We start from the raw sequence: 14,154 nt of genomic DNA, 5'->3' as shown, positions 1-14,154 counted from the left end.
ATAATCAAAGTTTAAGCAAACTATTTCTTCAATTCGTCCAGCGCCCTGTCGGCGATTCGGAATTGGCGTATCTTGGCCTCGATTCTGGCAATTTGCAGAGGCTGGCCATCGGCGGCCTTGTAGGCAAAGTTGAGCTGATCGATAGCCCCCTTATAATTGGCCCGCAGCGCCATGGATTCGGCATTGGAAAAGTGTTCCAGCGTCTTGTTACCGGTTTGTTTGTAAGCTTCGGTCAGCAATTGATAGGGTAAGGGATTTTGCTTATCCAGAAACGCCATATCCTCGAGAATAGGGATAGCCAGCTGCGGCTGTTTACTTTCGAGATAAACGCTGGCCAGGTTGGCGTTGATCACTTGAGAGGTGGGTTTGAGGCGTCTTTGGGCTTCCAACATCTTTATCGCGCCCTGATAATCGTTACGCTCCACCAGCAGATCGGTTTTGGTGTCGAGATAGAAGAGGTTGTCCTGATCTTTTTCCAATAATTGATCTATCAGTTGTTCAGACTGTTTGAAGTCCTTGAGGCGAAACAGTGCCAATGCTTTGCCATAGAGGGCCGCATCTTTAAAGGCGTAGTTGTGCTTGGCTAGCTGGGTTTCAAACAGCGACAGTGCCGCATCGTCGCTATAGCTGGAAAAGCGCACCTGGATCCTGGCCTTGGCCAAATGGAAATTAAGGTTGTCTGCCACATATCTGTGGGGGTACTGAGCCGCGCGGTTACGGGCATCGGTTATCCGCGATTCGGGCAGTGGGTGAGTCAGCAGCATTTGCGGCGGCTTGGAGGTAAAGCGATAACGGGCTGCCAGTTTACCGAAGAAGTTGGCCGAGGCATTGGGATCGAAACCGGATTCCACCAGAATTTGCATGCCTATCCTGTCGGCTTCTTTTTCATGCAGCCGGGTATAGTTTATTTTGGACTGGGTCGATAATGCCTGAGTGGTGGCCAGCGCCGCCATCCCGGCCTGAGGCGCCGCTATGGTCAGCAAGATAGCGCCGAGTAGCCCGGCAATGGTGGCCGGACTGGCTTTCTCCTGGGCTTCGAGTGAGCGCGCCAAGTGCCTCTGGGTTACGTGGGTAATTTCGTGCGCCAGTACCGAGGCCAATTCACTTTCGTTGTCGGCGTTGAGAAACAATCCGGTGTGGATTGCCACATGGCCGCCAAAGAAGGCAAAGGCGTTGATTTCATCGTTTCGTAGCAGGAAGAAATAGAAGGGGGTCTTAACCCCGGTGGCATGCGCCACCAATTTGTTACCCAGTTCAGTGGCGTATTGGCTTAACACAGGATCGGATAACACAGGCGCCTGGGAACGAATGACCCGCATATAGGCGTCACCATAGACCATCTCTTTTTCGAGACTGAAGGTATTGACGGCGGCGGTACCGAGATCCGGCAGGTCGTTATTGGCGAAACTATGGCTGGCGGTGGCGAGTAAAAGAGTAGTGGCACCGGCCAGAATGGATTGTCGAAACTTGGAAAAAGTCAAAGTACTCAAGCTGATTAGATTTCCTGTATGCCACTAATGCATAACTGCCTGGCTTGTGGTTTCAGTTGCAACTTAGGATAATAGCCGAGGTTTATGTTTAGCAAGCTCATCATGGTTTTAATTGATTTAACTCAGAGTCGTTGTCCCGAAGCCCTGGTCAAGGCCAAGATGGCGATGAAACGTTTGCTGCCCGGTGAAACTCTGTGTCTCTTGCTTTCAGACCCAGGATCGCGGCAGGATGTTCCCCGTTTCGCCAAAAAACAGGGTTATGATTGTCGGATAGCGTCCGATGAGTCGGCCGTTTTGCGTTTACATGTCTCAGTTGCCCAACAGGGTAGAAGCGCAGAATCTAACTAGACAGCTTCTTGATGAAGCGATAATCAAGATGGCGTAGCCATCATCAGCACAGGAATCCCGGATGTTTAGCTATTTGAGTCGTTGGTACCAAGCCCGCTTCAGTGATCCTCAGGCTCTGACACTATTGTTTATTCTGCTTGGCATTGCGTTGACCATCTACTTTGCCGGTGGTTTGTTGATGCCGCTGCTGGTCGCTCTGGTATTGGCCTTTTTGCTGGAGTGGCCGGTGGCACAAATGGCGAGGATAGGGGTAAGCCGCACTGCGGCCGCCTCTTTGGTATTGGTCCTCTTTATCGGCTTAATGATCCTGTTGTCATTTGGCCTGATCCCCAGCATCTGGCGCCAAGGGGCAGCACTGCTTAGCGATCTGCCCAACATGCTCGATAAGGGAATAATCCTGCTGCAGGAGCAGGCGCAACAGTATCCGCAGTTTATCTCAACAGATCAGCTCGATACCATGGTGTCCGAACTCAAAAAATTGCTCGATACCCAGCATCTTTTGGATATTGCCACTCAGCTCCTCGGCTATTCGGCCTCTTTGCTGGTATTGATGGTTTACGCCATCCTGGTGCCGCTGCTGGTATTCTTCTTCCTCAAGGATAAAGATGAGCTGATCCGCGGCAGCAAGCGTTTCTTCCCCAGCAATCGTGACCTGGCCCGTAAGGTTTGGTTCGAGATGAATCAACAGATCTTTAACTACATTCGCGGCAAAGTGATAGAAATTGTGATTGTCGGAGTCGTAAGTTACGTGTTCTTTGCCCTGATGGATCTGCGTTATGCGGCGCTGCTCGGGGTGTTGACCGGACTTTCAGTGCTGATCCCATACGTTGGTGCCACCTTGGTGACCTTACCGATTGCCCTGGTTGCCTTCTTCCAGTGGGGTGTCAGCCCTGAGTTCGGTTATTTGATGCTGGGTTACGGTATTATTCAGGCGCTGGATGGCAACCTGCTGGTACCTTTATTGTTCTCCGATGCGGTGGACTTGCATCCGGTGATCATTATCGCAGCAGTGTTGGTCTTCGGCGGCCTTTGGGGCGTTTGGGGCGTGTTCTTCGCCATCCCGTTGGCCTCGCTGGTCAAGGCTGTACTGAACGCCTGGCCCAATGCCGAAGCCGATGCTGCCAAAGCCGCTTTAGAGGCGCAAGCCGAATAAGGCGGTCAATTTAAAGGTAACTGATACAGGCGGCCTAAGGTCGCCTGTGTTTTAAGCTACGGCAGTGGTTATTCCAATGACTATTGCTATTGATAAACCAGTTTATTCCGGCAGCAGGTAGTTTCTGGCACTCGCCGCCAATGCCCTGAATACCAGCGTGGTCTGCTTGGCCTTGAGGTTCCAGTGCTGCCAATAGAGTGGCACCCGCATCCGCATCATGGGTGTCAGCTCTATCAGGCGCCCGGATGCCAGCAGCGGCTGTGCTTGCAGATGGCCCACCAGTCCATAACCCAACCCTTGTAAAATCGCTTCCAGAAAGCCTTCCGATGAAGGTACTGTGTGTTGCCACCATTGTCCCGGCAGCATCTCGAAGTAGCGCTTCAAGTACTTTTCATGCAGCTTGTCGCGGGTGGAGAACACCACTGCCGGTGCCGAGGCAAGTGAGTCGGTATTCGGCAGACCGTCGAAATAGCGTTCGGCAAACTCAGGCGTGGCCACACAGGCATACTCCATCACCCCGAGAAACTCGCTGGAGCAGCCGTTCATCGCTTGCCCTAAGGTGGTCACGCAGCCCACCGCTTCACCGTTTTTCAATAGGTGATGAGTGTAAGACTCGTCATCCACAATCAGCTCCAACAACCAACCGCGGCGGGCGAACATGGCACTAATAGCCGGCAGAAACCAAGTCGCTAGACTGTCGGCGTTCACCGCAATTCTCACTACAGTGGGCATGGCCGGATCGTCGGCGTCCATTTCGGCCCTGAGTTCAGTCTCCAGCAATTCGACCTGAGCATAGTGGCGCAAGAGCCGTTTGCCTGTTGGTGTCGGCACTACAGGGTTACTTCTGATGAGCAGCGCTTGTCCCACTCTTTCTTCCAGCTGCTTTATCCGCTGTGATACCGCCGATTGGGTCACATGCAGCCGTTTGGCGGCCCGCTCAAAACCGCCTTCGGCGACCACTACTGACAAAGCCTTGAGATGACTGTAGTCCAGCATAACGACTCCTTGGGTTAATCCTTGCTCGATTATAAGTTTTGCTAATGACCAATAAAAACATTAGTTATATTAATTTTCTTGCCGGGAGTAAACTGCCGCCATTGAAAACCTTTATTGGTCGCCGATTATTGCGACGACCTGCTGTTGGAGAGATTATGCAAACCGCTTTCATTCAGGGCATGGGGATAGGTGCCAGTCTGATCATTGCCGTGGGAGCTCAGAACGCCTTTGTATTGAAGCAAGGCATCAAACGTGCCTATCCGTTTCCTATCGCCTTGACCTGTTCTTTGATAGATGCCCTGATGATTACTGCTGGGGTTGCCGGGCTTGGTCAGTTGATCTTGGCCGTACCGGCCATTAAACATCTCGCGAGCTTTGGCGGTGCAGCCTTTCTGCTGTGGTACGGCTTTAATGCGCTGCGTTCCTCGTTCAAGAGTCAAGGATTGCAGACAGGGGATACCGAAGCCGCGGATTCATTTCGCAAGGCGATGATCACCACCTTGGCGATAAGCTTTTTGAACCCGCATCTTTATCTGGATACTGTGGTTTTACTGGGCAGCATAAGCACAAAGTTTGATACCGAGGTCAGGGGCTGGTTTGGTGCCGGGGCCGTGCTGGCTTCCTTTATCTGGTTCTTTAGTTTGAGCTTTGGTGCGCGCCTGTTGGCTCCCGTGTTCAGCCGTCCCGCGGCCTGGCGTTATCTGGACAGATTTATCTGGTTGACCATGTGGTCAATCGCCTTGGCTATCCTGTGGCCCTATTTTCAGGGTAGGGGTTTCTGAGGCAAGCTTAAGTATTTTGCAAAACACAAAAGCCCGCATCGCGGGCTTTTGTTATGGTTTGATTCAAACGAATGGACTAAGACTGAATGCTGGTTTGCAGCCCAGCAACAGGCTGTTTTTGCGGCATGGCCCAGATACTGTCAGTCGGACCCTGGGTCGCACGTTTAAAGGTTTTGAGTGCGCCAAAGGCAAAGATGGCGGCAAAACCGAATGCAGTAAGATCCACCGCCCAGGTGCCCGGGGTCTGCGGTGCCCAAATTCCAAGGCCGGGTGCCAGCAACGCCAGCATGGATGTCAGCGGCATTGCCACACAGACCAGCGCCGATAGTGCTTGCAGCGTTACCGCGGCTCTGGCAGCACCACGCCAGAAAGCATAAGCCAGGGCGAAAAGGAAACTGGCGTAGTAGCTCCACAGATAGAGATGATTGATATTCTCTACATGAGCATATCCCCATTTGCCCAGCAACATGGCCAGCGCAACGCCTAACATTGAACCCAAGCAAATTCCCACAGTAGCGGCCCCAAGGAGCCTGACTCTTCTTGGTTGCTGTGGAATAGGCTCTCCCTTGCGCTGTTTACTGCGGCGCTTTTCCAGCCATAACAGATTACCGCTGTAAAACAGTATGGCACCACTCATTCCGAGGAAAAAATAGAGCCAGCGACCGGGATAGCCGCCGTAGGAGCCAAAGTGAAGCCCAAAGAACACCGAAACCATCCGGCCCCAAACGCCTTCTTCACCCGGAGTAAAGGTGCTGTTGCCTACCTCAAAGGTGTAGGGATTGATATAAAGGAAGTCACCTATGGGGCCGCGCATCAAGGCTTCTTCGTTATACATGGCCATCCGGACCATGGGCGTCGGAGTATCCATACCCATATAGGTCAAACTGAGTGCCTGATAACCGGGCGCAAAGCTTTCGGCCCGAGCAACCAGTTCAGTTACCGGGGGCAGGGTGCTCAGTGAGCGAACTTCGCCCTTGGGCGCTTCGCGGTTGAACATCGGCTTATCGCCATAAACAAACTGCCCCAAGGCGCCGTACAATTGATCGTGAAACACAAACACCACCACAGTCACACTGATAATGATATGAAATGGCAGGGCAGTGATGCCAAGCAGGTTGTGGCTGTCGAGCCAAAAACGATTGGGGCCTTTCTTGCGCCTTAAGGCAAACAGCGTTTTCACCAGAGTTGGCAGCAGGAAGATCACCCCGGAAACCAACGCCAGAAAATAGAGAATGCCGGCAACCCCCATAAAATAAGCACCGAGCTGCTCGTGTCCCATATCACCAGGAATACCGCCGGTGCGGTGCAGCTCATCTATCAAGCGTGCCAGTTGGCTCTTGGGTTCCTTATGGGAGATGAGCTCACCTTGATTGTTTAAACTGGCATGCCAAAGCTCATCGCCCAGACCCCATTGCCGCTCACTGCCGGAGGCGTACCAACTCAAAGGCGAATGCTTGTCGCTGGCAATATGGAGGCTGAAACCCTTACTTAACTCAGGGTGTTGCGCTCTGGCTTCGCTGAGTAGTTGGTCCATCTGTTCCAGTTTTACCTGTGGCAAAATGGTTTGCGGTGGTGATGACCAGGCGGCAATCTCTTCCTTGAACATGGTCAGGGCGCCGGCATAAAAACCGATAAACAGTAAAATCCCGGCCAGTATGCCCACCCAGGTATGAAGTGTTTGATAAATTCTGAGAATATCGCTGCGGATCTGCATTTACTTAACCCACCATAGCAACAGCCATGCAAGCAGGTTGGCCGCCATTAACCAGAAAATGGCGCGGCGGGCACTGTAGAACAAATAGCTGAAGCTGAAGAATGAAAGCCAGAGTGGCGCTATCAGCCACATATTGAATTGCACCTTATCTTTGGCATCTATTCCACCAGGCCCCACCCAGGCAAAGATACCACTGAGTGCTACTGCCAGTGCAAAGCCCAGCAAGGCGCCGGCAAGGGTTTTCCCCAGCCAATCAGGGCGGATTTTATCTTTTTTAATGGTTGTCATTCGTTGTCTCCCTTGAGCAGGGAAATAAAGGGCAGGGAGCCCAGCAGCATGGAAAGCAACATTAGCCAAAAGAACAGTGCGGCCGAAGCCGTCAGCAGTAAACCCCAGCCGAGCAGAGTCAGCAGCAATAATAAAGTGCCCAGTAGATTGGCCTGCCAGGGCAAAGGTTTGGCAAGCAAGGCCTGGTGTTTACTGCCTAAATAGATAAGCAGTGAACCCAGGGTCATCGCCAGGATCAACAGGAGGTACCACATGAGTTGCGATGTCCGAAGAAGTGGTTTGATGAAGAATAGCAACATAGCACAAGTACTAGAATCATTAAATGATATTTGTTCGCATTTACAATTAGAGCTGGCTTAAACACAGGCTACTGATATTAATGCTTAAACCTATGAATAACTCACATCAAACCTTTGAAATGAGACTGGGGATGTGACCCCACATATGGTCGTGGCCAGGAAGTTAAGCCGCTATGTGGAGCTGGCACTGCATTTTTGATTGACAGCTGTTGTTTAAAGGCGCTGTAAGCCTTTCTTGGGAACATCTCCAATGGAGGATCTAATCTGGTATTCAGGGATGTCGTTCATAGCTCAATGCATTGTTGAGGTCACTGGAATTACCGGAGCCATTTGACCGACAAATGGAAACTTAGCCTCTTGATAACTATGTTGAATAGAGTAAAGCATCCGAGATCCTGGTTATTTCAGACCAGCTAGCTATAAGGTGTAGAGACAATCGCGATGAAGCAAGGGTTATGGGGAAAGCAACTCATAAGCTAAGTGGGACAAATTAATTAAATTGATGGGGCAAATCGGTGGCAAGTACTTAGTCTTAATGACGTCAGTAACTATCTGGTGTAGTTGCAAAATAAGCAATATGAGAAAGTAGACTTAAAGGCTGCCGTAAAATCCGAGTCAACGCAACGGCGGTTGGGCTTAACTCAACTCAGGACATTCTTGGTTATTGTATGTTTTACATGAGACAGGCATCCATGATGCAGGGTGCGGGGGCATGGATTTGTAGGGAAAGCAGAAAGAATAAAAGAATATATGTAGATAGATTCATTCAGACTCTATTTAACATAATATACATTGTACGCATTTATATGTGCAGCTGTTTGAAATCTGGAGTGTTATTACCGGTAATCCCCAGGTTTAAGGTAACTTTTGCTCCTAAGCCACCTTAACCTCTCGATATCCTTGGATTAACTCTCAATTCCTTGCAGTCGATCCAATGGTTTGGCGGATGCGCTCTGGTGCCTTTCTTCTTGGCTGGTGTGCAGGTACTGCGATGTTGTGTCTATGCTTTCATGACCGGCGTCAGCTTGTACGTGTGATAAAGGTCGACCGTTGAGATTGATGTCATGGGTGATCCCGGTGTGGCGGATGCTGTGCGCTGTGAGTTGCCGCATTTCATTTGCTTCACGGATAAAGCCATCCTTCTCGGCATCATCGGCGGCGCAGTTTATCAGAAACTGAATTTCATCCCGCAGTTGACGTATACCGAGGTTGGCATTGAGCACGCCGCTTTCCCGCCCTCGGCCGGCGGCGCGATGCCGTATAAACAGCGGCGTGGTTTCATTGGCTTCGGGATAATCGCTCAGTCCCAGATGGCGCCGGTAACATTGCAGTGATTGCAGCAACGCCTTGGATACGGCTACGTTTCTGGCCTTGCCGCCTTTGCTCCTGGGAATATGAAAATACCAGATGCCACTGTGATTATGACGCTTGAATTGACTCATGGTTGGTGCATAACCGGCGCGGGCGGCAATTTCCGAGATCCGCAGATAACAGCCGTACATCAGGTTAATCAAGAACAGACTGCGTTGGTGTTGTGCCGGCAGCGTTTCCGCCAGTCGCTGTACGCAAGCCACAAGATAAGACCATTGCAACTCACTGAACACCTTAAGTTGCTCTTCGGCAGGATCTAACCTGAACTTACTCTTATTAGCAAAGCGGCTGTGATTGAGCCAGAGCTGCGCCGGGTTGCGCTCGCAATACTCTTCGCTCATAAGATAAGTATAAAATGATGAAAGTATGGCAATTTTCGTCTTCAAGGCATTATCGCTCAGACTGTATGGCAAAGGTTTTCCAAGCGCCTTGCGCCCAATAAACGGTCGCCAGCTGGGATTGGGTTCCCGGCTCTGACTGAGCTTATCCGTCTTGAATTGTGGGACGTTGAAATAACCCACTAATTCTGTCGGTGGCGCCTGACAATAAGCCACGTAACGTCCTATTTCCCGTCTGCCTACCTTGGCTGCTGATATACCTGCAACATCGAAACACCAATGAAAAAAGGTTGTCAGTTCACTCCGGTAAGCCTTGTAGTTGTTTTCACTATCTCTTTGTTCGTAAAGCCAGTCTGTTGCATGCTCAAGCAAGAGACCCGCATCGGCCACTTTACCCAGGCTTAAATGGGTTATATAGCTGTTGACCACAGGATTGCCCTGCAAAAGTAAGTCTGCGCGGTCAAACAACGGCATGGCAGATAACGGCTGATTGTCTTCCAAGGTAAAGCCTATCCTATAGCAATGATTATTATAGATTTTACCCTTTTTTCACTAATGCCGATAATGTTATTTATCGGCACTAATCTCTGTCTCACATTGGCTGCACTGGTGATCGCAATGGACTCTTTGCTTACAGCACCAAAGGCACAATTGCCAAACCTGCTTTTTGGATTGACTGTCGAGACAACGAAAATCCGCTGCACATAACTCACCCTTGTGGATCAACTCAGCCAGTTTGGCGACGGGTATCGCCATGCAGACTTCCTGATCGGTTTTATACGCTATTGTTCTGCTGTTGGCTTTCATTTTTCACCCCTCGTTAATGAGAATTATTCTCAATATAGTAGATATTGACGCTGCTGAAAATCCCCTATCCCACCGTGAGCCAATTTTGTGAACAATTGCTAGCCCTTCTCTAGGCTTGGACTACACTTTTGATTGGTAAATCAAAACTATTCAAATGATTGGAGTCAGACCGATGCTGATCGACACGGCCAAGAAAGGCCCTTTATTTGCCTCTAAGACAGCTTCAACCCCCACAGATAATCTGCCCCCTTGGAAAATACTTGTGGTGGATGATGAACCTGATGTGCACACAGTCACTAAACTTGCCCTCTCCCGCTTCAAACTCGACGGCCGCGGGTTGAGCTTTATCAACGCTTATAGCGGCGAACAGGCCAAAGAGCTACTGCAAGGTGAAGAAGATGTCGCCGTCGCCTTTATTGATGTGGTGATGGAAAGCGATCATGCCGGGCTTGAATTGGTACGTTGGATCCGTGAAAGGCTGCAAAATAAAGCTATCAGGCTGATTCTCCGCACCGGCCAACCCGGGCAAGCGCCGGAAGAGGACGTGATAGTCAACTATGACATCAATGACTATAAAGCCAAGGCCGAGCTGGACTCCCGTAAACTGACAACCTGTGTCTACTCTGCCCTGCGTTCTTTCAGGGACATTACTGAAATTGAGCAGGCGCGGCAGATGCAGCTCAATCATCGTCGCGGACTGGAACGTGTACTCGGAGCGACTTCTGGCCTGTTTGAACTGCGCACTCTGCACAAATTTGCCGATGGCTTACTGACTCAGGTCGCCAACTTGTTGGAGTTAAAAGGCACTACAACCATACTCGGTTGTAACGCTATGGATGCAGTGACTGAGCCTGGTGAAAACAAAAAAATTCAAATCATTGCCGCCACAGGCGAATTTACCAACCACCACGAAAAGACCTTGCCTGCAGAGATCCGCTCACTGATGGAAGAAGCCCTGAAAGAGCAGCGCTGCCTTTATCGGGATAACTGCTTTGTGGGCTACTTTCCGGCCAAGAATAACTGGGTCAACCTGCTTTATATGGATTCTGTCAGCCAGTTGACCGATCTGGATAAACAGCTTATCGACATCTTTGCCATCAATGTCGGGATGGCGTTTGAAAACCTGTTGCTGAACCAAGAGGTGGAAGATACTCAGTCGGAGCTTATTCTACGTCTTGGTGATGTGGTGGAAAGCCGCTCCAAGGAAGCGGCCAATCATGTAAAACGCATGGCCGAATATTGCCACGCGCTGGCGCTGATAGCCGGTTTGCCGGAGCCTGAAGCCGATCTGCTCAAGCGGGCAGCACCTATGCATGATATAGGGAAAATAGCCATTCCCGACAATGTGCTGCTCAAACCGGGGAAACTGGACGATATTGAATGGGATGTAATGCGCCAACACCCGATAATCGGCCATCAGATCCTGGCTAATTCTGAAAGGCCCATTTTAAAGGCTGCCGGCACCATAGCCTTGCAACATCATGAGAAATACGATGGCAGTGGCTATCCCAGAGGTCTCTCGGGCGAAGAGATCCACCCTTTTGCCAGAATCGTTGCCATTGCCGATGTGTTCGATGCGCTATCCCATGCCCGCTGCTATAAGCCGGCCTGGCCGCTCGATGACGTACTGAGTGAGATGCAATCCTGCAGCGGAAACCATTTTGATCCGAACTTTTTAAAGCTGTTTATCGATAACATAGATGTTTTCATCAAAATCAAAAACAGCTGGCGTGATGACGCGGGATCTTGAGTTGTTGCCAATGGCGCGTCAATAAGGTGATTCCTATTACTTTTGCTTGTGACTATCAGCAAGAAAGTCGAACCAAGTGGAGTACTGTTCTGTACCTTGCTGCCAACTGACAAACACCCGCCATACCATATAACCACTGCTGCAGGAGCCAAAAATCAGCTGGCCCTCAAATGATTCCCCTTCGGTGGCAGATGGCGTCATAGGAATGACGCCCATAAACATATCTCTGCCTTCTACACGAAGTTTGAGATTGGACACCGGGCGATCAAAGCCAAGCTGCCAGTGAATAGGCTTTTCGCTGGGGGCATATTCTGGGTTTAACATCAAAGAGACCTGCTGCTCGCCCAATTTCTTAACACAAGCAGACACGGAAAAATCACACAAACTGGGATCGCTGGCAGATTGGGTTGTGCTTGGAACTTGAGCCTGGTCACACCCAAGAAGCGCGAACAGGCTGAAAACGGCGCAAAATAGCTTGGAAAGAGTCACGCTATGCATAAAATTTCACCTTATGCTGCAAGGTGTTAACATTCTATGGTCAAGTTTGATCTGGATCAACAATGTGTCCGGCAGATTGGTATCTTTTTTGATGTAGCTCAAGTATCATTGCATCGCCTGACGTTTTATTCCAAATATGCAGGCCAAGCCATTGACACAAGAGTGTGACTCTCATAGGGGACGCCTTCACTCGAGTCATTTTATAACAGGTAAAGGCCAGTCCTTTACTGAACAACAAGTAAAAGTAATAAGCAGTGGAAGCAATATGATGAACCATTCCCAGCCAACAGGCGCTGATTACAATTACACCGTTGTCCGCCAATTTGCCTTAACCACAGTTTTGTGGGGCATTATTGGTATGTCATTAGGTGTACTTATCGCGGCTCAGTTAATCTGGCCACAGCTGAACTTTGAGACTCCTTGGTTAACTTTCAGTCGTTTAAGACCGTTACATACCAATGCTGTGATCTTTGCGTTCGGCACATCAGCCCTTTTCGCCACATCCTATTATGTCGTTCAACGCACCTGTCAGACCCGTCTGTTTGCACCTAAGCTGGCTGCATTCACGTTCTGGGGATGGCAAGCCATCATCCTTTCGGCCGTAATCACTCTGCCGCTGGGTATCACCAGCAGTAAAGAATATGCCGAACTGGAATGGCCGATTGATATCGCCATCGCCGTAGTCTGGATCGCTTATGCGACCGTGTTCTTCGGTACCATTATCAAACGAACCACTTCCCACATCTATGTGGCCAACTGGTTCTTTGGCGCCTTCATTATCACAGTAGCCGTACTGCACATAGTGAACTCCATGGCTGTTCCTGTCAGTCTGTGGAAATCATACTCGCTGTACAGTGGCGCCGTCGATGCTATGGTGCAATGGTGGTACGGCCATAACGCGGTAGGCTTCCTGCTGACTGCCGGTTTCCTCGGAATGATGTATTACTTCGTTCCCAAACAAGCCGGGCGTCCCGTTTACTCATATCGTCTGTCGATTGTCCACTTCTGGGCACTTATCGCCCTGTACATCTGGGCCGGTCCTCACCATTTGCATTACACTGCCCTGCCCGATTGGACTCAGTCTCTGGGTATGGTGATGTCACTGATCCTGTTCGCACCTTCTTGGGGCGGCATGATCAACGGTATCATGACCCTGTCCGGTGCTTGGCATAAACTGCGTACCGATCCGGTTCTGCGCTTCCTGGTGGTATCTCTGTCCTTCTACGGTATGTCTACCTTCGAAGGCCCTATGATGGCCATCAAGACAGTAAACGCACTGTCTCACTACACCGACTGGACCATTGGTCACGTTCACTCTGGTGCACTTGGCTGGGTTGCGATGGTGTCTATCGGTTCTCTGTACCACCTGATCCCTGTGCTGTTCGGTCATGGCCGCATGTACTCTACCAAGCTGGTGAACCTGCACTTCTGGCTGGCGACTATCGGTACCGTACTTTATATCGTTGCCATGTGGATCTCCGGTGTAATGCAAGGTCTGATGTGGCGCGCTGTGAACGCAGACGGCACCCTGACTTACAGCTTTGTTGAAAGTCTGGAAGCCTCTTATCCGTTCTACTTCGTCCGCTTCCTGGGTGGTTGTTTCTTCGTAACGGGTATGCTGATCATGGCTTACAACGTGCTGCGCACTGTTTATGCCCCTAAAGACTCTCTGCCTGCCATCGCAGAAGCCAAAGCCGCATAAGGAGCAGTAACGATGAAATTCAATCATGAAATAGTTGAGAAGAACGTCGGCCTGCTGGGTATCTTCACTGTGATTGCCATCAGTATTGGTGGCCTGGTGCAGATCACGCCGCTTATCTTCCAAAAAGATACCACTGAGCCGGTTGCCGGTCTCAAGCCTTACACAGCCCTGCAGCTGGAAGGCCGTGATATCTATATCCGTGAAGGATGTAACAACTGTCACAGTCAGATGATCCGTCCGCTGCGTGCCGAAACCGAGCGTTACGGCCACTATTCGGTTGCCGGTGAATCTGTTTGGGATCACCCATTCCTGTGGGGCTCCAAGCGCACCGGTCCCGACCTGGCCCGTGTGGGTGGTCGTTACAGTGACAAATGGCATGAAGTTCACCTGATCGATCCCCGTGCCGTTGTTCCTCAGTCCAACATGCCTGCCTTCCCTTGGCTTGCTGAAAACACCCTAACAGGTGAATACACAGCCAAGAAAATGGAAGTGATGCGTGGTTTTGGTGTGCCATACGAAGATAAAGATATCGAAGGCGCCCAAAAAGCCGTTGAAGGCAAGACAGAGCTGCAGGCGCTGATCGCCTATCTGCAGTCGCTGGGACACGCACTGAAATAA

At 50.5% G+C, this 14,154-nt stretch carries 13 protein-coding genes; 6 read left to right on the top strand and 7 right to left on the bottom strand.

Annotated features, from left to right (window positions below):
- Window positions 1–20 precede the first annotated feature (20 nt).
- Window positions 21–1,490, bottom strand: coding sequence for a beta-barrel assembly-enhancing protease (gene bepA, locus CX650_RS16905; RefSeq protein ID WP_039032942.1), 1,470 nt, complete (start codon window positions 1,488–1,490; stop codon window positions 21–23).
- A gap of 102 nt (window positions 1,491–1,592) precedes the next feature.
- Between bepA and CX650_RS16900 the strand changes: the two genes are divergently transcribed.
- A complete protein-coding gene (locus CX650_RS16900) occupies window positions 1,593–1,838 on the top strand; it encodes a sulfurtransferase TusA family protein (protein ID WP_039033027.1) in 246 nt (81 codons plus the stop codon).
- 61 nt (window positions 1,839–1,899) lie between these two features.
- On the top strand, window positions 1,900–2,991 hold the full coding sequence (locus CX650_RS16895; RefSeq protein ID WP_101096478.1) for an AI-2E family transporter: 1,092 nt from the start codon (window positions 1,900–1,902) through the stop codon (window positions 2,989–2,991).
- A gap of 102 nt (window positions 2,992–3,093) precedes the next feature.
- Here the strand turns inward: CX650_RS16895 and CX650_RS16890 are convergent, their stop codons facing one another.
- Entirely contained in the window at window positions 3,094–3,987 is an 894-nt protein-coding gene (locus CX650_RS16890) for a LysR family transcriptional regulator ArgP (RefSeq protein ID WP_039032944.1), read from the bottom strand.
- 155 nt (window positions 3,988–4,142) lie between these two features.
- Between CX650_RS16890 and CX650_RS16885 the strand changes: the two genes are divergently transcribed.
- Window positions 4,143–4,769 (top strand): LysE/ArgO family amino acid transporter, encoded by a 627-nt coding sequence (locus tag CX650_RS16885; RefSeq protein ID WP_101056326.1) that lies wholly within the window; start codon window positions 4,143–4,145, stop codon window positions 4,767–4,769.
- A 76-nt stretch (window positions 4,770–4,845) separates the two neighbouring features.
- Here the strand turns inward: CX650_RS16885 and CX650_RS16880 are convergent, their stop codons facing one another.
- The 4 genes from CX650_RS16880 to CX650_RS16865 all read right to left on the bottom strand — a co-directional run bounded on the left by CX650_RS16880 (window position 4,846) and on the right by CX650_RS16865 (window position 9,253).
- Window positions 4,846–6,483 carry a PepSY-associated TM helix domain-containing protein gene (locus tag CX650_RS16880; protein WP_101096477.1) on the bottom strand — a complete coding sequence of 546 codons (1,638 nt, stop codon included), beginning with the start codon at window positions 6,481–6,483 and terminating at the stop codon, window positions 4,846–4,848.
- Window positions 6,484–6,771 carry a hypothetical protein gene (locus tag CX650_RS16875; RefSeq protein ID WP_071475549.1) on the bottom strand — a complete coding sequence of 96 codons (288 nt, stop codon included), beginning with the start codon at window positions 6,769–6,771 and terminating at the stop codon, window positions 6,484–6,486. It lies immediately after the preceding gene.
- Window positions 6,768–7,025 carry a hypothetical protein gene (locus tag CX650_RS16870; RefSeq protein ID WP_039032947.1) on the bottom strand — a complete coding sequence of 86 codons (258 nt, stop codon included), beginning with the start codon at window positions 7,023–7,025 and terminating at the stop codon, window positions 6,768–6,770. Before CX650_RS16870 ends, CX650_RS16875 begins: the two co-directional genes overlap by 4 nt.
- A 950-nt stretch (window positions 7,026–7,975) precedes the next feature.
- Window positions 7,976–9,253, bottom strand: a complete 1,278-nt coding sequence (locus CX650_RS16865; protein ID WP_039032948.1) for a tyrosine-type recombinase/integrase — start codon at window positions 9,251–9,253, stop codon at window positions 7,976–7,978.
- 505 nt (window positions 9,254–9,758) lie between these two features.
- Between CX650_RS16865 and CX650_RS16855 the strand changes: the two genes are divergently transcribed.
- Window positions 9,759–11,336, top strand: a complete 1,578-nt coding sequence (locus CX650_RS16855; protein WP_101096476.1) for a response regulator — start codon at window positions 9,759–9,761, stop codon at window positions 11,334–11,336.
- A gap of 36 nt (window positions 11,337–11,372) precedes the next feature.
- On the opposite strand, the gene CX650_RS20095 is transcribed toward CX650_RS16855, so the two are convergent.
- A complete protein-coding gene (locus CX650_RS20095) occupies window positions 11,373–11,660 on the bottom strand; it encodes a hypothetical protein (RefSeq protein WP_157823068.1) in 288 nt (95 codons plus the stop codon).
- Window positions 11,661–12,099: 439 nt separating this feature from the next.
- On the opposite strand from CX650_RS20095, the gene ccoN reads away from it, so the two are divergent.
- Window positions 12,100–13,536 (top strand): cytochrome-c oxidase, cbb3-type subunit I, encoded by a 1,437-nt coding sequence (gene ccoN, locus CX650_RS16845; protein ID WP_028779894.1) that lies wholly within the window; start codon window positions 12,100–12,102, stop codon window positions 13,534–13,536.
- Between the two features lie 12 nt (window positions 13,537–13,548).
- A complete protein-coding gene (gene ccoO, locus CX650_RS16840; RefSeq protein ID WP_025010382.1) occupies window positions 13,549–14,154 on the top strand; it encodes a cytochrome-c oxidase, cbb3-type subunit II in 606 nt (201 codons plus the stop codon).

This window comes from Shewanella indica (genome assembly GCF_002836975.1).
Taxonomy (GTDB): Bacteria; Pseudomonadota; Gammaproteobacteria; order Enterobacterales; family Shewanellaceae; genus Shewanella; species Shewanella indica.
Note: the sequence above shows the minus strand (reverse complement) of the source record. Positions and strands in the feature narration are given on the sequence as shown.